This is a genomic window from Pseudomonas sp. Z4-20, assembly GCF_051131955.1.
GTDB classification, from domain to species: domain Bacteria; phylum Pseudomonadota; class Gammaproteobacteria; order Pseudomonadales; family Pseudomonadaceae; genus Aquipseudomonas; species Aquipseudomonas marvdashtae.
Window position 1 is genome coordinate 5,446,248 of sequence record NZ_CP071641.1, and the last position, 22,949, is coordinate 5,469,196.

At 60.4% G+C, this 22,949-nt stretch carries 15 protein-coding genes; 4 read left to right on the forward strand and 11 right to left on the reverse strand.

The window, feature by feature from the left end; all coding sequences use genetic code 11:
* Positions 1-37: 37 nt before the first annotated feature.
* A complete protein-coding gene (gene lgt, locus J3P82_RS24810; protein ID WP_434559368.1) occupies positions 38-847 on the forward strand; it encodes a prolipoprotein diacylglyceryl transferase in 810 nt (269 codons plus the stop codon).
* Positions 848-896: 49 nt separating this feature from the next.
* The gene (locus tag J3P82_RS24815) at positions 897-1,868 is read left to right on the forward strand and encodes a thymidylate synthase (RefSeq protein WP_434559370.1); all 972 of its coding nucleotides are present in this window, start codon (positions 897-899) and stop codon (positions 1,866-1,868) included.
* Between the two features lie 100 nt (positions 1,869-1,968).
* On the opposite strand, the gene cadR is transcribed toward J3P82_RS24815, so the two are convergent.
* Positions 1,969-2,415 carry a Cd(II)/Pb(II)-responsive transcriptional regulator gene (cadR, locus tag J3P82_RS24820; RefSeq protein ID WP_186612512.1) on the reverse strand — a complete coding sequence of 149 codons (447 nt, stop codon included), beginning with the start codon at positions 2,413-2,415 and terminating at the stop codon, positions 1,969-1,971.
* Positions 2,416-2,500: 85 nt separating this feature from the next.
* Between cadR and J3P82_RS24825 the strand changes: the two genes are divergently transcribed.
* Positions 2,501-4,720 carry a heavy metal translocating P-type ATPase gene (locus J3P82_RS24825; RefSeq protein WP_434559372.1) on the forward strand — a complete coding sequence of 740 codons (2,220 nt, stop codon included), beginning with the start codon at positions 2,501-2,503 and terminating at the stop codon, positions 4,718-4,720.
* Positions 4,721-4,811: 91 nt separating this feature from the next.
* Here the strand turns inward: J3P82_RS24825 and J3P82_RS24830 are convergent, their stop codons facing one another.
* The 3 genes from J3P82_RS24830 to J3P82_RS24840 are packed head-to-tail and all read right to left on the reverse strand — an operon-like array spanning position 4,812 to position 10,020.
* Positions 4,812-7,859, reverse strand: coding sequence for an efflux RND transporter permease subunit (locus J3P82_RS24830; RefSeq protein ID WP_434559374.1), 3,048 nt, complete (start codon positions 7,857-7,859; stop codon positions 4,812-4,814).
* Positions 7,856-8,920, reverse strand: coding sequence for an efflux RND transporter periplasmic adaptor subunit (locus J3P82_RS24835; protein ID WP_434559376.1), 1,065 nt, complete (start codon positions 8,918-8,920; stop codon positions 7,856-7,858). Before J3P82_RS24835 ends, J3P82_RS24830 begins: the two co-directional genes overlap by 4 nt.
* Positions 8,917-10,020 (reverse strand): efflux RND transporter periplasmic adaptor subunit, encoded by a 1,104-nt coding sequence (locus J3P82_RS24840; RefSeq protein WP_434559378.1) that lies wholly within the window; start codon positions 10,018-10,020, stop codon positions 8,917-8,919. Before J3P82_RS24840 ends, J3P82_RS24835 begins: the two co-directional genes overlap by 4 nt.
* A gap of 125 nt (positions 10,021-10,145) precedes the next feature.
* Between J3P82_RS24840 and J3P82_RS24845 the strand changes: the two genes are divergently transcribed.
* The gene (locus tag J3P82_RS24845) at positions 10,146-11,306 is read left to right on the forward strand and encodes an AAA family ATPase (protein WP_434559380.1); all 1,161 of its coding nucleotides are present in this window, start codon (positions 10,146-10,148) and stop codon (positions 11,304-11,306) included.
* A 129-nt stretch (positions 11,307-11,435) separates the two neighbouring features.
* On the opposite strand, the gene J3P82_RS24850 is transcribed toward J3P82_RS24845, so the two are convergent.
* The 7 genes from J3P82_RS24850 to J3P82_RS24880 all read right to left on the reverse strand — a co-directional run bounded on the left by J3P82_RS24850 (position 11,436) and on the right by J3P82_RS24880 (position 22,944).
* Complete coding sequence (locus tag J3P82_RS24850) at positions 11,436-12,218, reverse strand: MetQ/NlpA family ABC transporter substrate-binding protein (RefSeq protein WP_434559382.1); 783 nt, start codon at positions 12,216-12,218, stop codon at positions 11,436-11,438.
* A gap of 178 nt (positions 12,219-12,396) precedes the next feature.
* Complete coding sequence (locus J3P82_RS24855) at positions 12,397-17,130, reverse strand: RHS repeat domain-containing protein (RefSeq protein ID WP_434559384.1); 4,734 nt, start codon at positions 17,128-17,130, stop codon at positions 12,397-12,399.
* Positions 17,123-18,094 carry a hypothetical protein gene (locus J3P82_RS24860; protein ID WP_434559386.1) on the reverse strand — a complete coding sequence of 324 codons (972 nt, stop codon included), beginning with the start codon at positions 18,092-18,094 and terminating at the stop codon, positions 17,123-17,125. The genes J3P82_RS24855 and J3P82_RS24860 overlap by 8 nt, the downstream gene beginning before the upstream one ends.
* Before the next feature lie 261 nt (positions 18,095-18,355).
* A complete protein-coding gene (locus tag J3P82_RS24865; RefSeq protein ID WP_434559388.1) occupies positions 18,356-19,279 on the reverse strand; it encodes a sigma 54-interacting transcriptional regulator in 924 nt (307 codons plus the stop codon).
* 48 nt (positions 19,280-19,327) lie between these two features.
* Positions 19,328-19,909 carry an alpha/beta hydrolase gene (locus tag J3P82_RS24870; protein WP_434559390.1) on the reverse strand — a complete coding sequence of 194 codons (582 nt, stop codon included), beginning with the start codon at positions 19,907-19,909 and terminating at the stop codon, positions 19,328-19,330.
* Positions 19,910-20,028: 119 nt separating this feature from the next.
* Positions 20,029-20,274: a DUF2789 domain-containing protein gene (locus J3P82_RS24875; protein WP_434559392.1), complete on the reverse strand. Its 246-nt coding sequence runs from the start codon at positions 20,272-20,274 to the stop codon at positions 20,029-20,031.
* 234 nt (positions 20,275-20,508) lie between these two features.
* A complete protein-coding gene (locus tag J3P82_RS24880) occupies positions 20,509-22,944 on the reverse strand; it encodes an alpha/beta hydrolase (RefSeq protein ID WP_434559394.1) in 2,436 nt (811 codons plus the stop codon).
* Positions 22,945-22,949 lie beyond the last annotated feature (5 nt).

The following is a 22,949-nucleotide window of genomic DNA, read 5'->3' on the forward strand; positions in this document are numbered from 1 at the left end:
GTCGCCCGGGTATTTTTGACATTCACGAGGAATATCAATGCTGCCTTACCCGCAGATCGATCCGGTTGCCCTGGCCATCGGCCCGCTGAAAATCCACTGGTACGGTCTCATGTACCTGATCGGTATCGGTGGCGCCTGGTGGCTGGCCTCGCGCCGGCTCAACCGGTTTGATCCGACCTGGAACAAAGAGAAGCTTTCTGACCTGGTGTTCTGGCTGTCCATGGGCGTGATCGTCGGCGGACGCCTGGGCTACGTATTGTTCTACGACCTGAGCGCCTACCTGGCCAATCCGACACTGATCTTCGAGGTATGGAAAGGCGGCATGTCCTTCCATGGCGGGTTCATCGGCGTGATGCTCGCGGCGCTGTGGTTCGGCAAGCGCAACAACAAATCGTTTTTCGAACTGATGGATTTCGTCGCGCCAATGGTGCCGATCGGCCTGGGTGCCGGGCGCATTGGCAACTTCATCAACGCCGAGTTGTGGGGCAAGGCGACGGACGTGCCTTGGGCAATGGTCTTCCCCCCGTTCAGCGACCCGGCGCAGTTGCCGCGCCACCCGTCGCAGCTGTACCAGTTCGCTCTCGAAGGCGTGGCGCTGTTCCTGATCCTCTGGCTGTTTTCGCGCAAGCCGCGACCGACCATGGCGGTGTCAGGCATGTTTGCGCTGTTCTACGGGATCTTCCGCTTTATCGTTGAATTCGTCCGCGTCCCCGACGCCCAGCTCGGCTATCTGGCGTGGAACTGGCTGACCATGGGCCAGGTGTTGTGCCTGCCGATGATCGTTGGTGGCCTGGCACTGATCTGGCTGGCCTATCATCGCGCGCCGGCTGCGGCGGCCAAGGTTTAAAATTCGGACCCCGGGGCGCTGGCCTCGGGTTCAAGGACACAGGTATCCCATGAAGCAATATCTCGATCTGGTGGCCCACGTCATCAAGAACGGCACCAGGCAAGCCAACCGCACCGGTGTGAACACCATCAGTTTTCCCGGCGCGATGCTGCGTTATGACCTGAAAGAAGGTTTTCCGGCCATCACCACGCGCAAGATGGCTTTTAAATCGGCCATTGGCGAAATGTGCGGTTTTCTCCGTGGTGTGAATAACGCCGCTGAGTTCCGCGCCTTGGGCTGCAAGGTCTGGGACCAGAACGCCAACGAAAACGCCCAGTGGCTGGCCAACCCGTTCCGCCAGGGCGAAGACGACCTGGGCGAGATCTACGGCGTGCAATGGCGCAAATGGCCGGCTTACAAGCAGATCCCGCTGAGCAACCCGGCGGCCATCGAGCAGACACTGGCCCAGGGTTACCGGCAGATCGCCGAAGGCGAAGAAAACGGCCAGGCCTATGTGGTGCTGTACAAAGCGATCGACCAGGTTCGCCAGTGCGTCGATACCATCATCAAGGACCCGGGCAGCCGGCGCATCCTGTTCCACGGCTGGAACTGCGCCCAGCTCGATGAAATGGCCCTGCCACCGTGCCATCTGTTGTACCAGTTCCACCCGAATGTCGAGACCAAGGAAATCTCCCTGACCCTCTACATCCGCTCCAATGACCTGGGCCTGGGCACGCCGTTCAACCTCACCGAAGGCGCCGCGCTGCTGAGCCTGATCGGTCGCCTGACCGGCTACACGCCGCGCTGGTTCACCTATTTCATTGGCGATGCCCACGTCTACGAAAACCACTTGGACATGCTCAACGAACAGCTCACCCGCGAGCCGTTCCCGATGCCCAAACTGGTGATTTCCGAGCGCGTGCCGGAGTTTGCCAAGACCGGCGTGTACCAGCCTGAATGGCTGGAGTTGGTGGAGCCGAGCGATTTCTCTCTTGAAGGCTATCAACACCACGCGCCGATGACCGCGCCGATGGCGGTCTAGAAACACGACTTTTTATCGCTCCCACGCTCCGCGTCACACTGGCACGCGGAGCGTCCCGGGCGGCATTCCCACGCGGAGCGTGGGAATGATCAATAGGCTTTCAATGCCCGTGGCTTCTGCCAACATGTGAATGCTCCACTTCCGGCGCCACCGCGCCGCTGACTTCCAGCCGCTGCAAGATCCCGCATTGATCCAGGTCCGGCCCTTCGCCGCAGCGATGGCGCAGGTCGATCAGTTGCGCCTGCAAGGCCAGCAGGCCGTCGATACGTGCCTTGACGTGGTGGATGTGTTCATCGATCAACGCATTGACGCTCTCGCACTGGTCCTGGGGGCTGTCGCGCAGGATCAGCAGGCTACGGATCTCCTCCAGGGTCATATCCAGGGTGCGACAGTTGCGGATGAACGTCAGCCGCTCGGCGTGGGCCTGGGTGTAGACGCGGTAGTTGCCATCGCTGCGGGCGGGCTCCGGCAGCAGGCCCTCGCGCTCGTAGTAACGGATGGTCTCGACTTGGCAGTCGGTGAGTTTCGCCAGTTCGCCGATCTTCATGGCACGCCTCCGAAATAGGTGCTTGACCCTATAGTGGCTACAGGGTCTCTACTGTGCAACAGGCACTTTTCACGGACGTAACCTCATGAGCGACTCCATTCACACCCCCAAATCGGCCCACGGTCACGATCACGCTCATTCCTGCTGCGCGTCCAAAGCGGCGCCGTCGGTGGTCAACATCGGCAAGGCGCCAACGGACGGTGCGCGGCTGAGCAGTTTTCGCATCGAAGCCATGGACTGCCCCACCGAACAGACGTTGATACAGAACAAACTCGGCAAGCTCGAAGGCGTGCAGCAACTGCAATTCAATCTGATCAACCGGGTGCTGGGCGTGACTCACGACTTGCCCAGCGATGCGCCGATCATCAAGGCTATCGAGTCCTTGGGGATGCAAGCGGAACCGTTTACGGCCGGTCAGCAAGAGTCGACCAACAACCTGCCCGCACCCGCCAAGCCTTGGTGGCCGTTGGCGCTGTCCGGTGTCACCGCGCTGGGTGCCGAGGTGATTCATTTCACCAACACCGCGCCAAACTGGGTCGTCGCGTTGGTAGCGCTGGCGTCGATTCTCAGCGGTGGCCTCGGCACTTACAAAAAGGGCTGGATCGCCCTGAAGAACCTCAACCTGAATATCAATGCCTTGATGAGCATCGCCGTGACCGGCGCGGTGTTGATCGGCCAGTGGCCGGAAGCGGCGATGGTGATGTTCTTGTTCACCGTGGCTGAGTTGATCGAAGCCAAATCCCTCGACCGCGCTCGCAACGCCATCAGCGGCCTGATGCAAATGGCGCCGGAGCAGGCCACCGTGCAACAGACTGACGGCACTTGGCAGGTCCAGGCCGTCAAAGCCATCGCCCTCGGCGCGCGAGTGCGGGTCCGTCCCGGAGAACGTGTCGGCCTGGACGGTGACGTGGTCGCCGGCCGTTCGACCATCGACCAGGCGCCCATCACCGGCGAGAGCCTGCCGGTGGATAAAACCGTGGGCGACAAAGTGTTCGCCGGCACCATCAACCAGGCCGGCGAGTTGGAGTACACCGTGACCGCCGCCGCCGATCAATCCACCCTCGCGCGGATTATCCACGCCGTGGAACAGGCCCAGGGCTCCCGCGCACCGACCCAGCGTTTCGTCGATCGATTCTCGACCATTTACACTCCGGCGGTGTTCGTCCTGGCGCTGGCCGTGGCCGTCATTGCGCCCCTGTTCATGGGCGCGCTGTGGTTCGACTGGATCTACCGGGCATTGGTCCTGCTGGTGGTCGCCTGTCCGTGCGCACTGGTGATCTCCACCCCGGTGACCATCGTCAGCGGCCTGGCGGCAGCGGCGCGCAAAGGCATCCTGATCAAGGGCGGCGTTTATCTGGAGAGCGGCCACAAGCTCGATTACGTAGCCTTGGACAAGACCGGCACGATCACCCATGGCAAGCCGGTGCAGACCGACTACGTGCCGCTGGACCCGACGGTGGAAACCACCGCCAGGGCGCTGGCCGCCAGCCTCGCCGCGCGCTCAGACCATCCAGTGTCGCGCGCGATTGCCGATGCGGCTGTGGATAACCAGCGGGCACAGCACGCTGTGGATAACTTCGCGGCGCTTGCCGGACGTGGCGTGCGCGGCGATATCGATGGCCGGACGTATCATCTGGGCAACCACCGACTCGTGGAAGATCTCGGACTGTGCTCACCGGAGTTGGAAGAGAGACTTTTTGCCCTGGAGAAACAAGGCAAGTCCGTGGTGCTGCTACTCGACGGCACGGGCCCTTTGGCGTTATTCGCCGTGGCGGACACGGTGAAGGACTCCAGTCGCGAAGCCATCCGGCAACTGCATGAGCTGGGCATCAAGACGCTGATGCTGACTGGCGACAATGCCCACACCGCCGAGGCGATTGCCGAGCAGGTGGGCATGGACCGGGCCCGTGGCGATTTGTTGCCAGAGGACAAGCTGAAAGCCATCGAGGAGCTGTACGCCCAGGGTCACCGAGTCGGCATGGTCGGCGACGGCATCAACGACGCCCCGGCCCTCGCCCGCTCGGAAATCGGCTTCGCCATGGCAGCGGCCGGCACCGACACGGCGATCGAGACAGCCGACGTCGCCTTGATGGATGACGACCTGCGCAAGATTCCGGCGTTCATCCGGCTGTCGCGGCAGACTTCCAGCATCCTCAAACAGAACATTGCCTTGGCGCTGGTCATCAAGGCGATCTTTCTCGGCGTCACCTTTGCCGGGTTCGCCACCCTGTGGATGGCAGTGTTTGCCGACATGGGGGTGAGCTTGCTGGTGGTGTTCAATGGGATGCGGTTGTTGCGCAAGTAAAAAGGCCAGGGTGACGCATGGCTTCATGGGGCCGCTTTGCGGCCCAGCGGGAGCAAGCTCCCTCGCCACAAGGGCAACGCATGAAGCCGCTTCAATCGCGCTTGGGCTCGCGAATCTTGTACCAGGCTACATAGAGCGCCGGCAGGAACAGCAATGTCAGCAGGGTGGCAATGATAATCCCGCCAATCATCGCGTACGCCATTGGGCCCCAAAACACTTCCCGGGCAATCGGAATCATCCCCAGGCTCGCCGCAGCCGCCGTCAACAGGATCGGCCGGCGCCGGTGCTCGGTCGCTTCCACCACCGCATCCCAGGGTTCGTAGCCGTCACGTTCATACTCATCGATCTGGGTCACGAGGATCACCGAGTTGCGAATGATAATGCCGATCAGCGCGAGGATGCCGAGGATCGCCACGAAGCCCATGGGCGTGCCCGTCGGCACCAGCGCCAGGACCACGCCGATCAGACCCAACGGCGCGACGCTGGCCACCAGGAACAGCTTCTGCACGCTGTGCAACTGGATCATCAGGAACGTCGCCATCAGGAACAGCATCAGCGGCACCACGCTGGCGATCGGCCCCTGGGCCTTGCTGCTTTCCTCCACCGTGCCGCCGGTGGCGACCTTGTAGCCCACCGGCAATTTGGCAGCGAACTTGTCGATGTCCGGTTGCAGTTGCCGCACCAGGTCCGTCGGCTGGATTTCATCGCGCACGGCGGCCTTGATGGTAATGGTCGGCTTGCGGTCGCGACGCCAGACCAGCGGCTGCTCCAATTCATAACGCACCGTGGCAAATGCCAGCAGCGGGATCGACGTGCCGCCGGGAGTAACGATTTGCAGATTCTGCAGGGTTTCCGGCGAACCGCGTTCGGCGTCTTCGGCACGACCGACCACATTGATCAGGTAGATGTCGTCGTTGACCTGGGTTACCGGCGAACCGCTGACGATGCTGTTCATCAGCCGGGCCACGTCATCCGAAGACAACCCCAGTTGCCTTGCCTTGTCCTGGGCGATGTCGATGCGCAGCACTTTGCCCGGCTCGTTCCAGTCGTAGATGATTTCGCCGATGTGCGAGTTCTTGTCCAGCTCGGTGGCCAGTTCGATGGCGTGCTTGCGCACCTGGTCGATGTCCTTGCCGCTGACGCGGTATTGGATCGGCCGGCCCACCGGCGGCCCCATTTCCAGGGCTTGCACGTAGCTGCCGATGCCGACGAAATCGTCGCGCAAGCGCTTCTGCAAGCGTTCGGTAAGGGCCGCGCGTGACTCCAGGCCCTTGCTGACGATCACCAGTTGCGCGTAGTACGGGTTCTGCAGTTGCTGGTCCAGCGGCAGGTAAAAGCGGATCGCGCCTTCGCCGATGTAAGTGCTCCAGCGCGCCACGTCCGGGTCATCCTTGAGGGTCGCTTCCAGGCGGTCGACCGCTTTACGGGTCTCGTCCATCGAGGCGTTCTGCGGCAGGTTGAGGTCCACCAGGATCTCCGGCCGGTCCGAAGACGGAAAAAACTGATTCTGCACAAAGCGCATGCAAAACACCGCCAGCACGAACAGCAGCACCGTGATGCCGATAGCCCACCAGCGATTGCGCATCGCCCACAACAAGCCGCCGTTGAACGCCCGACCGATACGCCCCGGCTCGGCGCTGTGGGGTTTGATGTTGGTGCTGAGGATATGCACGCCGATGACCGGGGCGAACAGCACCGCGACAATCCAGGACACCAGCATCGCCACGGCGATGACCGCGAACAGAGTGAAGGTGTACTCGCCGGCGGAACTGGCATTCAGGCCAATGGGCACGAAACCGGCCACGGTCACCAGGGTCCCGGTGAGCATCGGGAATGCGGTCGAGGTGTAGGCGAAGGTGGCGGCCTGTTCCTTGCTGTCACCTTTTTCCAGGCGCGTGACCATCATTTCCACGGTGATCATCGCGTCATCCACCAGCAAGCCGAGGGCAATGATCAGCGCACCGAGGGATATCCGCTGCATGGTGATGCCGCTGTATTCCATGAACACGAACACCATCGCCAACACCAACGGGATCGAGCAGGCCACCACCAGGCCGGCCCGTATGCCGAGGCTGATGAAACTGACGACCAGGACAATGACCACCGCCTCGAACAAGGCGCTGGTGAAACCGCCGACGGCCTCCTCCACCACTTCGGCCTGATCCGACACCGTGTGCACGCCGACGCCCACGGGCAAGTCAGCGGTCAGTTCGTTCATCCGCGCATGCAGGGCCTTGCCGAAGTCCTGGATGTTGCCGCCCTTCTTCATGGCGATGGCAAGGCCGATGGCCGGCGTGCCGTTGAAGCGGAACATCGGCGTCGCGGGATCGACGTAGCCACGGCGGATGTCAGCAATATCAGCAAGGCGATAGAACCGGTCATTGAGCCGCAGGTTGACGTTGGCCAGGTCCTTCTCCGACTGGAACTGTCCCGACGTGCGCACGGAAATCCGTTCCGGCCCGGCGTCGATCACCCCGGCCGGGGTCACCGCATTCTGCGATTGCAGGCTCTGCACCACCTGGCGCTGATCGATGCCCAGGGCCGCGAGTTTGCGCGTGGAGAAGTTCAGGTACAGCACTTCGTCCTGTTCGCCGACCATTTCCACCTTGCCCAGACCGGGCACGTCGCGGATCTCGGCGCGCACTTGCTCAACGTAGTCGCGCAACTGGCGCATCGACAGGCCGTCGCCAGTGAAGGCATACACCGAACCGTACACGTCGCCGAACTCGTCGTTGAATCCCGGGCCTTGCAACCCTTGGGGAAAATCGCCGCGAATGTCGTTGATCTTCTTGCGGACCTGGTACCAGATCTCAGGGATTTCCTTGGCTCCGGTGGTATCGCGCAGGTAGACGAACACCGTCGATTCCCCCGGCCGGGTGTAACTCTTCACGTAATCGAGGGAGTCGAGTTCTTCGAGTTTTTTCTCGATGCGGTCGGTGACCTGTTCGAGGGTTTCCTCCTGGGTCGCGCCGGGCCAGCGAGTCTGAATGACCATGGTCTTGATAGTGAACGACGGGTCTTCCTCGCGGCCCAGGTTCATGTAGGAGAACACGCCCATCAGCAACGCGACGAACATCAGGTACCACACGAACGACTGATGCCGCAGGGCCCATTCGGATAGGTTGAAAGGCCCTTTCATCGTGCTTCCTCGTCGAGTTTCACTTTCTGCCCTGGCTTGAGACTGTTCACGCCGGCGCTGACCACGCGGTCGCCGGGCTTGATGCCGTTAGCCACCAACACTGAATCAGCCGAGCGTTCGAGAATTTGTACTTCGCGTGGCGAGACCGTCTGGTCCTGCGGGTTGATCAGCCAAATTCGCGCCTTGCCGTCGACCTCTTGCAGCGCGGTGAGCGGCAGCTCGATGCGCGGCTCGATGGCTGAACTCAGGGTCACGCTGATGGCCGTGCCGAGGCGAAAGCCCGGCGGCGTGTCGGTCAACGTCAGGCGCGCGCGACGGGTGCGGGTGGCGCTCTGGGCCTGGGGTTCGATCTCGCGCACGATGGCGGTGGTGCGGGTCGCCGGGTCCAGTTGCGCGGCGACTTCGAAGACCACGTCTTCAGGCAGGCGCTCAGCCAATCCAGCCGGCAGGTCGATCACCGCCTCCTTGATATCTGGACGAGCCAGCGTCACCACTTGCTGGCCGGCGGTCACCACTTGCCCGGCCTCGGCATTCCAGGCCGTGACGACCGCATCGTGGTCGGTATGCAGTTCGCTGTAGTTGAGCTGGTCGCGGGCTTGTTCGACCGCGGCCCGGGCCTGCTCCAGGGAGGCGGCGGTGGTCTTCAGGTCGGTCTGGGCGATGTCCAGTTGCGCCTGGGCGCCGACGCCACGGTCGAACAACTGTTGCTGGCGACGGGCATTGGCCTGGGCATTGATGTATTGCGCTTCGATTCGCGCCAGGTCGCCTTGGGCGGCGCGCAATTGGTTCTGCTGGTCGGTGGGGTCGAGGGTCGCGAGCAGGTCACCCTTCTTCACTTCGGCGCCAACGTCGACGTTGCGGCTGGCGATCCGTCCTGGCACGCGAAAGCCCATATTGGTCTCGTAGCGCGCCTGGATATTCCCGGCGAATCGGCCGAGGGCCTGCTGGTCGAGGGCCCGGACCTCAACGGACAACACCGGTCGCACCGGCTCCGGCGGCGCCTCTTCCTTCGAACAGGCGGCGAGCAGCAGGCCTGCCGAGACTATCCACAAGCGCTTCATGGCTGGGCTCCCGGCGTGGATTTTTCATAGGTATTTTCAGCAATCTCGACGCGCACGCCAGGGTGCAGCAGTTGGCCGCCAGCGGTAACCACTTTCTCGCCGCCCTTGAGCCCGTCACTGATGATGACTTTGCCGGTCAGGTAGCGACCGACCGTGACCGTATGCAACTGTGCCTTGCCTTCGCCATCCACCAGCCACACGGCCGGCTCGCTGAGGTTCTTGGTCAATGCCGACCATGGCAACTCGACGGCAGTCTTGCCGGCGGACTTGGCGGTGGCGCTGACCACCGACCCCAGGCGCATGCCTTCGGGCAAATTGTCGAGGGTCACCTTAACCTGCACCGTGCCCGTCTCGGCGGATACCGCCGGGGTGATCTCGCGCACGGCACCGGTGGTCTTGATTGCCGGGTTATCCAGCAAGCTGATGGTAATCGCAGCGTCCGACGGCGGCTCGCTCAGCAGCGATTCGTAGATGTTGAAAACGGCGTCGCGCTCGCCATCCCGGGCCAGGCTGAAGATCGGTTCCGTCGCCTGCACCACTTGGCCGACCTCAGCCTGGCGCGCGGTAATGATGCCTGGCGCCTCGGCGATCAGCGCGGTATAGCTCAGCTGTTCACGGGCGTTGGCCAGTTGCGCCTGGGCCGCCGTCAGCGCGCTCTGGCTGCTGCGCAACTGCGCCTGGGCCGCGTCGAATTCGCTCTGGCTGGTGTAGCCCTTGGGCAGGAGTTTTTGCTGGCGCACGAACGCCGCCGCGCTCTGCTTGACCCGCGCCTGCTCGGCGGCCACCTGGGCCTGGGCAGAGTCGACATTGGTCTGCAAGTCGCGCGGATCGAGCCGGGCCAGTACCTGCCGGGCCGAGACCCGGTCCCCGACATCGACCTTGCGCTCGATGATCTTGCCGCCCACACGAAACGACAGGTCGGCTTGCACGCGGGCCTGGACATCGCCGGTCAGCGTTACCGAGGCAGCGTATTCAGTGGGCGTGGCTTGCTGGATGAACACCCGTGGCAGGGCTTTGTCCTCGGGTTTCTTGTCACCACATCCCGCCAACAACGCACACACGCCCAAGCCAACAATCAATGTGATTCCGGGACCAGCCATGCAGACTCCTTTGCGTTGTACGGACGTGCCAGTGACGATACGACTGTGAGCTTAGAACAGGGTTCACCGAATGCACGGCAATGAGGCAGACTCGTCTCTGACATCCATGCAAGAAAGGAATTCGCATGCTCAAGACCCTGGCGGTGGCCAACTACCGGTCCATCAATAAGTTGGTCATTCCACTGGGCCGATTGAACCTGATCACTGGGCCCAACGGCAGTGGCAAATCCAATCTGTATCGCGCATTGCGCCTGCTCGCCGAGACGGCACAGGGCGGCGTGGTCAACGCGCTGGCTCGTGAAGGCGGACTGGATTCAACCTTCTGGGCCGGGCCGGAAGAAATCAGCCGACGCATGCGCAGCGGCGAAGTACCTGTCCAGGCGACCGTGCGCCAGGGCACCAAGCGCCTGCGCTTGGGATTCGCTGGTGAGGACTTCAGCTATTCGATTTCCCTGGGCCTGCCCGCGCCCAGCAGTTCGGCGTTTTCACTGGACCCTGAAATCAAGCGGGAATGTATCTGGGCCGGTCCGGTCTTTCGCCCCGCCAGCCTGTTGGTGGACCGTAACGGACCGATGGTTCGCGCCCGCGAAAGTCGCTCCTGGGACGTCCTGTCTCAACACACGCCGACCTTTGACAGCCTGTTCGACCAGGTCGGCAGCCTGCGGGCTTCGCCGGAAGTGTTGCAGATGCGTGAGTTCATCCGTCGCTGGCGCTTCTACGACCACTTTCGCAGCGACGCCGACGCCCCGGTGCGCCAACCGCAACTGGGCACGCGCACCCCGGTGCTGCATCACGATGGACGCGACCTGGCCGCAGCGCTGCAAACGATCCTTGAAATAGGCGACTCCGAAGCCCTGCATGCCGCCATCGGCGATGCCTTTCCCGGCGCCCGATTGCACATCGACAAACTCCATGGCGGACGTTTTGCCATTGCATTCCAGCAACATGGCCTCCTGCGGCCGCTGTCCGCCGCCGAACTGTCGGACGGAACCCTGCGCTACCTGTTGCTGGTGGCCGCGTTGCTCACACCGCGACCACCCTCGCTGATGGTGCTCAACGAACCGGAAACCAGCCTGCACCCGGACCTGCTACCAGCCTTGGCGCGATTGATTGTCCGCGCTTCGGCAAATTGCCAAGTGTGGGTCGTTTCCCATGCCACGCGCCTGATCGCCGCATTGGAGCAGGATGAGCACTGCAATTGCATCGTGTTGGAGAAGGAGCTGGGACAGACCGGAATAGTCGGGCAGCGGGCGTTGGATGAGCCGGCGTGGCATTGGCCGGACTAGCTGGCGCTGACACCGTTTCACTGGAGGCGGAGCGTCCCTGGAGGCATTCCCACGCGGCGCGTGGGAACGATAACGCCGACGCTGTATCAGCCGTCGGCGTTGGGAACTGCGAAAGAATTATCCGGTGAATCAGAACGCCGGCAACACCGCGCCACTGTATTTCTTCTCGATGAACGCCTTCACTTCAGGGCTGGTCAAGGCCTTGGCGAGTTTCTGCATGGCCGGGCTGTTCTTGTTGTCAGGACGGGCCACCAGGAAGTTCACGTATGGCGAATCCGCCCCCTCGATTACCAAGGCATCCTTGGCCGGGTTCAGGCCCGCTTCCAAGGCGTAGTTGGTGTTGATCATGTCCAGGTCAACTTGATCCAGAACGCGCGGCAGCATAGCCGATTCCAATTCCTTGAACTTGAAGTTCTTAGGGTTCTCGGCGATGTCTTTCGGCGTTGCCAGGGCGTTTTTCGGATCTTTGAGTGTAATCAGGCCAGCCTTCTGCAGCAGGATCAAAGCGCGGCCGCTGTTGCTGCCTTCGTTGGGGATGGCGATGGTTGCGCCGTCTTTCAACTCGGACAGGCTTTTGACTTTCTTCGAGTAGCCGCCAAACGGTTCGACGTGCACGCCGATCACGGTTACCAGGTTGGTGCCTTTGCCTTCATTGAAGCTCTTGAGGTAAGGCAGGGTCTGGAAGTAGTTGGCGTCCAGGCGCTTCTGATCAACCTGTACGTTGGGTTGGACGTAGTCGGTGAACACCTTGATTTCCAGATCCACGCCTTCTTTGGCCAGGGCCGGCTTGATCAGCTCGAGAATTTCAGCGTGGGGCACCGGCGTGGCCGCGACAACCAGTTTCTCCGCCGCCTGGGCCAGGCCCGAGGTCAGGGCTGCCGCCAATGCGGTGAACAACAGAACCTTTTTCATGCAGTGTCCTTATCGAATATCACGGTCGTCATGGACGACGGTCAAAGTAGAGTGCCAGCGAAGTGCTATCGCTGGCGTGATGCGGAAGATACCGATATTTTTTATGCCTTAACAATATCTTTTATGGAAATACATATATCAATATTGAATATGCCCAAAACATACGGACGTACCTTCGTCATGCAAATCGGATGTCCGAGCCTCGCTTCCTGACGTTGCCGTAAATGTCATCGGGCGCTTCACCGCCCTGAAGATTGCCGGCCCACTCCTGCATTTGTTGGAAATACCCTTGGGCCTTTTCAATGTACTTGTCTCTGTCAATCGCATACGTGGCGGCTTTGACGGGATAATTGGCGTAGCCCACCACATCCTTGGCCGTGAGCACGTTTCCAAGATCGTTTTGCAAGCCAATCAGGTTGCGCTGCCCTGCGCCTCGGATCAACGGGCTCGCAGACTTGGCGGAACCGCCAACCCGCGTCCCACGCAAAGCGTTGCTGCGGCCCAATGTCACGACGTCACCGAGGGAGTCGATGGTTTTCTGCAAAGCGACTGATGTGCCTTTGCCGAGCAATTTCCCCGTCAGGGAAGCGCCGCCGGACATAACGCCCAACGCAATACTGGCGTAACCCAGGATCTGCGTGGCGACGGCGTCCGGAGCCGCCTCCTCCAGCACGATCGACGCAATCGATGCCGCACCCGACACCACCTCCAGGGTCAATGCCGCTGCGGCCGAAAACGACACCCCAACCAAGGGAGCGGATGCGCCAAGCGTCACAATGGTGAACGCAACGGAAGCAATCGCGAAAGCAGCGGTAAGACCGATCTTGATCCAGCCCCAAGTGGAAACATGACCGGTCGGATCAATAAGATTGATCGGGTCTGCGAGACAATAGGCATAGGGGTTCAGGCCACCGCCATCGAACGGGCTCCAACTGTCGGGCCTATGGAAACGCATCAGTACCGGATCGTAGGCCCGATAGCCATTGCCAAGCAGGTAACAGCCGGTCACCGGATCCTGCGGTTCGCCACCGAAACCGAACAGACTGCCCAAGCCATCTGTCACCGGACGCTGCCCGTATGGCGAATAGGCGTGGTGAGTGTTGCCGCTACCAGAGAGTGCCTGAAAGACGTTGCCGCAACCGTCAGTCCTGAACAATGTTGTCTCCTGGTCCTGCGACACGGCCAGCAACTGTTGTCCCTCGCGCAGGATGCTGCGGCCGCCCTCCTGCGTTAACTCACTGCATAAGTTTTCTTCTTGGTAGAACCGCCGGCACCACTTCTGCCTTCCCCATTCAACAGCATGAATCCGATCCGATGCATCGTATCGATAGCTCGCCAATGTCGACCTGGCGTCAGCCGAACCTACGCGCTCCAGACGGCCCAATTCGTCGTAGATCAACGTGCGACCCAGTGAGTCGTTGAGCAAGTTGCCGTCGTCGTCGTATCGGAAGGTGGAATTGGCTGACACATAGGCGGGATGACTGTGGGTAACAGCGCTCAGTTGCGTTTTGTCAGGCAGGTCATATCGATACGTGGCAGTGTTCTCGCCGCCCGCGAAACGCGTAACAACCTGACGGATGTTATCGAGATAGTCATAGGTGTAATTCTGCGAAACGATGACTTTACCTTGGGCGTCCACCGGCGCCTGCTGGCCTTGGCAGGTGTAATGCGTCAACCGCCCCCGCAAGTCATAGGCAAACGTCTCGACACGCCGGACCCCGTTGGCCTTGAGCGTGCGTTGGCTGAGCTTATCGCCCGGGCCAAACGACTGGATCACCTCGACGACGTCAGTTCCCTGGGACGAGGAGCGCCGAAGGATTTCGCGGCCGAATTCGTCGTATACCAGATCGGTGACCATCGAACGGCCCGATCGAGGATCGTTGACGGTGATGCTCTTGACCTGCTCTTGGGCGTCGTACAAGTAGGTCACGGTGACGCATTCCTGAGCAGAGCCAGCAACTGGGCCTTGCGTAATTTGCGATGGGCGTCCCGCTCCGTCATAACGGCAGGTGCGTGCCGTGCCATTGACGTCGGTATGGCAAATCGGCTTACCCATCAATGAATAGGTCTGTTCACTCTCGAACCGGTCAAGTGCGGTGACCCAGGATTCCCGGCTGAGCCGACCGGAAGGACAATATTCCATGCGGCGCTGCACCAATGAATTGGCTGACTCCTGGAGCAAGCCGGTATGCGGATCAAATCTATGCTTGGTCGCAACGGGCGCTTGGCTGCCGGAACGGCTGGTGACGCGATCATCAAGCAAGGGGTCCAGGGTGAACACCAACTCCTTTCCGGCAGCCGTGCGCTTGTGCGAAGCGTTCCTGCTTGAACCGGCATAGCTCATCTGCTCGGCGCGACCGCCGCACTGATTGCCGGTGATTCGCATCAGCCCATCATAGGTACGACTCCCCACGACATAGCCGTTTGCGCTGATTTGAGTGGGATAATCGCCCTGGCTCTGCGCCGCGTATTTTTTCTCCACCACGGTACCGTCGGGTAGAGTCGTACTCAGCACGCGGCCGGCCAAGTCATAGGTATAGCGGGTAACCGCACCATCGGACGCCGTTTGTTTGATACACCGTCCCAAGCCATCGTATTCATAGGCGGTAACCTCTCGAACGACGCCCGACAGGTCCACACGTTCGACGCGCGACGGTTTCTCCAGAGCGTTAATGAACGTTCGAGTCTTGCCAGCACCTTCCACCCACTCGGTACGAGTGCGCGCTACCGGGTCGATTTCATCATGAACGATCACTTGCGCGTAACGAATGCTCCGGTGCTGATGGCCCCATTCATCATAGTGATAGCGGGTGTCCAGTGTTTTGGGCTCGCCATTGAACCAATCGGTTTGCGTATCTGACCTCAGGCGACCGAGGCCGTCGTATTGCGCTTCGTAAATGACGCGCATGGGCGCGCCGGGCATATCGACGTCCTGCTTCTCGACGCGCAGGGTGCGGTCAAGTCCGTCGCTGCGGGTAATTGTGCGGCCTCCGCGGGAGTCCGTCATGGTCACGGTGACAAACCGATCAACGCCCGTAGCCGCCTGATAGCTGAACTGACGAGACGCTGCCCGGCCGGTATCGGGCATTACCGTTTCACAGATCAGTTGCCCCAACGAATCGTATTCCATGCTGACGGTATTGCCACCGGACTCACGGGTCTTGACCAGCCAACCACATTCGTCATGCCAATCTTGCCGCAGATGGCTCACGCCTTGAGCCACAAAAGTCTGGTCGGTGCGAACGTTGCCGTTTTCGTGCCGGTACGCATAACGGTGCTCACTGCGGACACCGCCCACGGTTTCCACCTTGCTTTGCAGGCGTCCATGAAAGAAATCACGAGTGTTGTTGGTATACCGCAATCGACAATCTACTCGCGGCTCGCTGACGCCATCTTCATAGAGTGTTTCGCTGGCGAGCCGGACACAATGGCGACCCGCAAGCAGTGACGGCGACTCGCTGTAGGTATAACGAACCACCGTCGTAGGCGCGGCGGCGAAGTCAGGAGCGGGAACAATGGTCTTCTGTTTCAGAAAATACGGCACACGTATAGGGCTGGCTGGACAATCCGCGCTCCCTTGCCCAGGGTAGTATTCGTAGATCTCGCGCGCACCGCACGGGCTGGTTTTCTCCAGCAAATTCCCGTGCTTATCGTAGGAGGTGCGGGTGATCTCAGTTCTGACATTATTCAAGTCTTTTGTCGTAAAAAAAGAGTCGCACACCTCGCTCGGTAATTGGAAATCATGCGGCTGCTCGTCAAAAGCTTTGCCAGCCCTGTCGTGATAACGGATGCTTCGCAGTTGTATCGTATTACCGCAGACAGTTCGCTGCGAAATCAGCGAATGAAAGCGGTTGTAGGTACGAATAGTTCGAGTTGTGACTTCTGGACCGTTTACATCTCGGGTCGTCTGGGTCTGAACGCTGTAATACTCGTAGTTCCCCCTTTCCCTATAAAGCACATCACGTTCAGCCGACCAACGAAGCGTCGAACCAGCCCCTAGGAAATTGGTGCCGGAATACACATATCTAGTGGACATCCGCGGCTGCCCGTCGCCGGGATAAATGATCGATTCAGTGACATAGGGTAAATCGGACACCGGCGCCCCGGTTGGTAGCCGGTGCCCCTTAGCCTTATATACAAGGCTCTCCCGAACGCCATTCGGCTGCTGTACTTCACTCATTACCCGGAAACGATCACTGTTTGAATATAGAAAGCGCCACCTCAGCGTCTTTTTCTCCGCGGTAATCAAGTGGAGTTCTTCGAGCTCCCCGTTCCCGATTACAAACTGATATTCGATGGTTTTTGAGGCAATGTCCGGCCATACGATAATTGTCGGCCGCCCCGGTTTATCTAGCGCATAGTCAACCTGCAATACACGGCGATTCTGGTGAAGGACCGCCAGCAGTTGTCGCCGTCCTGACGCCCGATTATATTCATAAAGCGTCTCCCTGCCATCAGGACAATACTCCTTCGTCAGCAGCCACTCATTATCTCCAGCATTCAAGCGCGAAAGAACTTCAATTCTTCCATCGGCATGAACAATGGTCAGATCATTGCCCCTCACAGTGACGCTTAAGTTTTCAATTTTTTTATCATAGAGATAGGCCTCATCGCCGTGGATCCACAGCGGGTAAGTCTCTCCGTTCGTCAATGTCAATTTCTTGCGCGATTGGTCATAGTGGCAGGTGCGCAAGAACCAACCTTTCCCTAAACCAAGACTCTGATCATTGAAGAAATCATAGGAAAGCGTAACCGATATTTTGGGGCGGTCGCCTCCTTCAGCCGGCGCCGCATCCAGCGCCACACTGCAGCTATAACTACCTGTACGGGGATCCACGCCCGAACGGACAAAACTGTCAAACTTGAACGCCGCCGAGGTCAGCCGCCCCAACGCCGAAGATGAGTTATTCATCGTCCGGCCCTCGAGCAAATATGATCGACACATCCGGCGTGCCTGCGGACTCGGTCAGCCGCAAGGTCAGTCGTTGACGATTCCCATAGCTGTCGCGCACGTTCACAACGGTATCGGGAGTAGGGGTCCGGACGTCTACCCTTCCACCTCGCCTCCCATAGACGAGCACAAACACAACACTTGACGGCAGGCTTGCAGACCGCCCCCAAACATCCGGCATATCCCATTGCACTATTCCGCCCGTTCGCATACGTCTACCGTGCTCGTATCCAACAAGGTAATAACCTGAATACTCACGGTTCGAGCTGGTTACTCTAAGATGTGCCGGCATATCAGAACCCGATACGAATCCTATCTGCCGCTGGTCCACTATCAGGTTTAGCTTAAAAACCGTGACCTTACGAATATCGCCAATTTGACTGAAATTATCGTAAGAAGCGGCAGGTAGACTATATTGATCAGCACGATAGACAATGGGATCGACTGGCTGCAGTCGAAGCGTCCTATAGGTGGAATCCCACTCGCCCATTTGAAATGTTTTTCCGTCCGCTCGCGTTATGCGAGGCTGCACCGTAATCCCTGAGCGCGAGCCGGTCCTGATATAGAAATCCTTTGTATAAACATAGGGGCCCGTTGGCATCACGTCCGGGACAGGCCCATCAATAAAGGTAGGCTCCAGGAAACGACTGTCCTTTAGTTCACTGTACTGCCATGTCGTCGCTGGTGCCCAGCTTGCGTCTCGAACCAACTCTACCCCACCTAATGGTTCAATCAAAACAATAGAATCCAGCTCGGCCTGGGTCAGTGCGACACTTGCGTGGGTCACTGGATTCTCGACCTCGACGTATACCCTCACCGGCAGTTGTTGATAGCCGTTTCTATACACTCGATGAGCAGCCGACAGGGCGATGATCTTAAAATTTTTCAAACGATCCCATGCGGGCACAGTAGTTTCAAATGTCATTTTAAACCTCGGAGATTACTTAATTGAATATCGTTATGGCTGCACCTCATATTCGGCCAGCCACCCTGCTTGCGCCATTCAATTAACAATCACAGCAGGCCTGCAATCAAGCTCTAAAATCACACATATTATTTATATAACAATATATAAATCAGACACCAACATAATAGAATCCAAACAATACCTTTAACGTCTACATAATAAAACCCTAACCGCATACACCGCCAGGGTTATATAAACTCAGCACGTCCAGCTTATGCATCAAAGACCCGCGACCCACTCCTTCAATCGCTTGACACCCTGAGGGTCGCCCGATTCGATTAATGCAAGAACCTTCTGCTGTATCGCTGCCAAGGGATCCATTACCTGGGGCAAGTTGAGATGTTCCGGCGATATGTAATTCCCCGTACTCACCAACAACGCAAAATGAATCACGTTTTCCAACTCTCGGGTATTGCCCGGCCAACTGTGCCGTTCAAGTGCCTGTTGCGCCGCTTCGCTGATCAGCGGCACGCAGAGGCCGAGGCGATGGCTATAAATGCCCAGGAAGTACTCGGCCAGAGACAGGATATCGCCCACCCTTTCGCGCAAGGCCGGTAGCTCGAGCCGGCCCTCGCTCAAGTAGTGATAAAGCCGCTCATGGAATTTCCCGGCGGCCACCGCTTGCGCCAGATCGATACTGGTGGCCGCCACCAGGCGCACGTCCACCGGGTTGGGCTGATGAGCACCCACGCGGGTGACCTCATGGTTTTCCAGGGCTGCCAGCAATTTGACCTGGATGGGCAACGGCAGGTCTCCGATCTCATCCAGGTAAAGCGTGCCGCCATTGGCTGAACCGAACCATCCGGCCCGGCTGCTGGCCGAACTGCTGTGATTGCCGACGGCGTAGCCGAACAACTCGGCGTCGGCATAAGTCGGGCTGATGGCGCCGCAATTGACCGAGACGAACAGTCCTGGGCGATTGCTCTCGCGATGGATGTGCCGGGCCAGCAACTCCTTGCCGGTACCGGTTTCGCCCCGAATCAACACCGCGACCGAGCGCGGTGCCAGTTCTTCCAGTTCCTGACGCAATTGCCGCGAACGCGGGTCGACGAACACCAGCGCCTTGGCGCGGATACTCAGGGGGCTTTTTTCCGCATCGGGAAAGGTCAGCAAGGGCTGGCCGACGGTTTCATGCAGGCTCATGGCAGGCTCCCGCCCCAAACCGCCGGGAGACGGGGGGCGCTAAAAAATTCAGGCGCGACGCAGGGCGTGGTGCTCCATGCGGCTTTGCAAGCGATAGAGATAAGCGAAGCCCTGCTCCCAGCGCTGGTGGCCGGACTTCACGTTGATGTGCCCCGCTCCGGCCAGGATACCGGCCTCCGCTCCCCAATTGCGCGCCAGCTCCACAGCACGCGCGGCACTCACCGCTGCGTCATTGTCGGAGCTGACCACTTGGCTGGGAAACGGCAGCGGATCGGTAGGAATCGGCGCAAAATTGCGCAGCGCCGGGGCACAGGATGGCCGCTCCACATCCGCCGGCGCCACCAGCAATGCCCCACGAACCTGCCGCAGAAACTGCACCGGCGCGGTCGCTGCCCAATGGGCCACCGTGATGCAACCCAGGCTGTGGGCTATGAGAATCACCGGCGTGCTGTCGGCGGCGATGGCCTCGGCCAGCGCGGCGACCCAGTCTTCACGCCGAGGCGTCAGCCAGTCGGCCTGCTCGACCCGGGCACTATTGGGCAGGCTGCGCTGCCAATGGGTCTGCCAATGGTTTTCCGGCGATCCTTGCCAGCCCGGCACAATCAGGTAGCGAATCGATTCGTTGCGCATGGGTTGCTCTCCTGCGTGTCTGTTCCCGGACGAGTATAAGGAGGAGATTTATATTGTTTAAGGAATAAGAAGCTATTTATTAATTCGATACAGGAATAACTAACTTCAAGGATGGGAACTCACTCGGTGCGTCCCTTACGCAACAGCACGTCAAGCTGATCCACCACCAACGCCCAGTCGGCGTCTTCAAGAATCTCGTCGCGCAGCAATTGCCGCTGGCCCTCGCTCCAGAAGAAGGCATCAGACAGGTGCAATTCGGGTTTGAGCGGCGAATGGCTGGCGATGAATTGATCGATGCTGACGGCGTCGTCGGGCAGACCGAGTTGTTTGAATAACGCGGGCAGCGTATGGATCGGGGATTCCATGCGGGACTCCTGGTCATGGACGGATGGCTGGGCTCTATTCCTGCAGTCTAGTCCCTGGGAGCCGAGCACACCGTGGCGAGGGAGCTTGCTCCCGCTGGACTGCGCAGCAGTCCCCAATCCTGGCGCCTCGGTGTGTCAGGCAGATCGCATTCAAATTGCTTGGGGTTGCTGCGCAACCCAGCGGGAGCAAGCTCCCTCGCCACAGGTTCTGTGATCGACAGATCATCGCGCGGCCTAATCCACCAACCTCAACACCCCATCGCAATACACCACCTCACGCCCGACCCACCCCACATCCACCTGAGGCAGCACCGCCGACGGTTTGCGCAGTTCACGCAGCAGCGTCGAGCCGTGGGACAGGCGGCCGCCCATGCGCGCGATCACCGCGCGGGCACTTTGGTAGTGGGCGTGGCGGCCAGGGTCCAGAGTGTCTTCCAGCAGGATGTGCTCGCCCAGAATGCCCTGGGCCTGGCCCGGGTAGATCAGGAAGCCGCTCGCCTGTTCGGTGCCTTCACGACCGTCCTGCCAGAAGCTGCCGTCGCGGCTGCGGATGTCCGGGTGCGGTGCAAACCAGCGCGCACGGTCAACGCTCGGCATGGCGTGGTGCAGGCGGAAGAAAATCCGCATCAGGTTGTCGCGATACCACTCGCGCACCTGCAAGTAATAACCGCGCAACCCCGGCAAACCGGCCCCGTGAGCCAGGCGAATCGCTAACGGCCATTGTGGGAATGCCTGCAAGGGCAGCTCGGTTGGCGTCGGGCGTGGCGTGGCCGGATCGGTTTCCCACGGCAGCCGATGAGGGCTGTGTTCAAGATTGTCATAAGCGGTCGGTGGCCGTCCCAGCCAGTCGCCGCCGCTGCTGGCCAAAGCGCTGGCGATGCACAGGTTGCCTTGCACCACAAACACGTAGAAGCGAGTAAACCAGTCGGCCAGTTGCTGGCCGTCGGCGCCTTGTCCGGTCAGTTCGTGCAGCTCTCGGTCAAAACGTCGCAAACCGTTTTCCAGTGTCAGCAAATGCCCACGAGCGATGCGTTGCATGCGCAAGAACAACGGCAGCGACCGCAGCAGGCGCAGTGGTTGCCAAGGCAGGTGCGGGGTCGCGCCGCCAACCTCGCCAGCGTAGCTGCTGGCGCTGATGCCCCAATCGGCCAGCCGGGCAAGAAACAGGTCGTTGTTGATATACGAAGCGCCACCGAACACCGCCGTGAAAGGCTCGTTGTCCTGCAACACCCGTGAATCCCAACGCGCCATGATCGCCGGAATGCTCGACGCCGCGCGGCGCTGGGCGTACTCCACCAGAACGCTGGGTTGCGGCGGCAGGATCTCGGCGATGTTGGCGGCGGTCAGGTGCCGGCGCCAGCCGTAGTCGCTGATGGGTCGGTATTGCAGCAGCCACAATTGGGTGCCGTCCCAAGCCCATTCGACGTCGCCAGGCACGTAGTGAAAGACCCGCAGTACGCCTTGGAGAAACCGCCACAGCGCGTCGGCGGTCAGGCCGTGGACTGGCTTGAACGTGCCGCTGTTCCATGACGCGCCAAGACGGGAGATAACCGCGCGCTCGGGGCTCACCTGGCCGTCGGCCAACGACTCCAGATGCCCTTCGACCCATTCGAGCTCGACTGACAGATGGCGCACGAACGCAATACCGGACAGCCGTGGCGTGATGAAACGCTGCACCACCACTTCTTCGACACCCGCCGCACTCAACTCGGCAATCCGCGCCGGCACGTTGTGCGTCGGTTCGCGAAGGAACGTGGTGCTCAAGCCGGCGTTCGCCGCATCGGCCTGGTCCTCGCCGTAACTGGAGGAACGCACCGCCCAGATAGCGTCCGGCTGGCCCTTCAGGAAGCCCGGCAAGCGCGGATCATCAAAGTCATTGAGCGACAGCGCCGCAGGCACCGGCTGCCCAGCCAGTGCTGCCAGACGCAAGCGGCCGCCCTTGGTGTGCGCGACGAAGCCACGCTCGCCGGACTCCAGCCACGCCGCGTATTCAGCCGGTGAATCGATCCACGGGTAGTGGCCCCAGCCGGTTTTCAGGCTGATGGTCAAATCGGCGCGGGCAAGAATGGCGGACCAGGCTGCCGCTTGCGCGACGCCCAGTACCTTGTCCAGATCGCCCCAGACCAGTTCGACCGGATCGGTGATCCACTCCAGCAACGGCAACGCGGTGTCGGCGCGCACCAGATCCCAGTGCGGCACAAAGGCCCGGCAGCGAGCATAGCCGGCGCCCATGCGCTGGTATTGCGCGGGCGTCCAGGCCTGGCTGGAAAACTTGTGGGCAAACAGCGCCGGCTTGTTCGCCAGCAACCAGTGAATGCTCTTGCGAATCGGCAGCGGCGACATCAACGCCGGCAACCGCCGCTGCCATAAAAACGCACCCACCGGCGCCAGCAACACACTGCGGCAAAAATGCCCCGGTCGTCGTTGCAAAGCGTGCAGCACCAGCAAGGCATTAACCCCGACCGCCATGATCGCGCTGCCCCGGACCGTCGCCGCCAGCAACGCCTGGGCGTAGGCCGCGAGGTCTTCACAAGGGGCTTGGGGGTTGTCGCCGAAGCCGGGCAGTTCCAGCGGCACCACGTCGTGGTGTTGAAAGTGCGGCAATGCGTCGTCCCACCAATCGGCGGCACTGCCGTTGCCGGCCAGCAGGTAAATCCGGGGCTTGCTCATGGACG

Bases quoted from the DNA above. Each gene is read 5' to 3' on its own strand.
- lgt (WP_434559368.1), top strand. From the start codon at position 38: ATGCTGCCTTACCCGCAGATCGATCCGGTTGCCCTGGCCATCGGCCCG.
- J3P82_RS24815 (WP_434559370.1), top strand. From the start codon at position 897: ATGAAGCAATATCTCGATCTGGTGGCCCACGTCATCAAGAACGGCACC.
- cadR (WP_186612512.1), bottom strand. From the start codon at position 2,415: ATGAAGATCGGCGAACTGGCGAAACTCACCGACTGCCAAGTCGAGACC.
- J3P82_RS24825 (WP_434559372.1), top strand. From the start codon at position 2,501: ATGAGCGACTCCATTCACACCCCCAAATCGGCCCACGGTCACGATCAC.
- J3P82_RS24830 (WP_434559374.1), bottom strand. From the start codon at position 7,859: ATGAAAGGGCCTTTCAACCTATCCGAATGGGCCCTGCGGCATCAGTCG.
- J3P82_RS24835 (WP_434559376.1), bottom strand. From the start codon at position 8,920: ATGAAGCGCTTGTGGATAGTCTCGGCAGGCCTGCTGCTCGCCGCCTGT.
- J3P82_RS24840 (WP_434559378.1), bottom strand. From the start codon at position 10,020: ATGGCTGGTCCCGGAATCACATTGATTGTTGGCTTGGGCGTGTGTGCG.
- J3P82_RS24845 (WP_434559380.1), top strand. From the start codon at position 10,146: ATGCTCAAGACCCTGGCGGTGGCCAACTACCGGTCCATCAATAAGTTG.
- J3P82_RS24850 (WP_434559382.1), bottom strand. From the start codon at position 12,218: ATGAAAAAGGTTCTGTTGTTCACCGCATTGGCGGCAGCCCTGACCTCG.
- J3P82_RS24855 (WP_434559384.1), bottom strand. From the start codon at position 17,130: ATGAATAACTCATCTTCGGCGTTGGGGCGGCTGACCTCGGCGGCGTTC.
- J3P82_RS24860 (WP_434559386.1), bottom strand. From the start codon at position 18,094: ATGACATTTGAAACTACTGTGCCCGCATGGGATCGTTTGAAAAATTTT.
- J3P82_RS24865 (WP_434559388.1), bottom strand. From the start codon at position 19,279: ATGAGCCTGCATGAAACCGTCGGCCAGCCCTTGCTGACCTTTCCCGAT.
- J3P82_RS24870 (WP_434559390.1), bottom strand. From the start codon at position 19,909: ATGCGCAACGAATCGATTCGCTACCTGATTGTGCCGGGCTGGCAAGGA.
- J3P82_RS24875 (WP_434559392.1), bottom strand. From the start codon at position 20,274: ATGGAATCCCCGATCCATACGCTGCCCGCGTTATTCAAACAACTCGGT.
- J3P82_RS24880 (WP_434559394.1), bottom strand. From the start codon at position 22,944: ATGAGCAAGCCCCGGATTTACCTGCTGGCCGGCAACGGCAGTGCCGCC.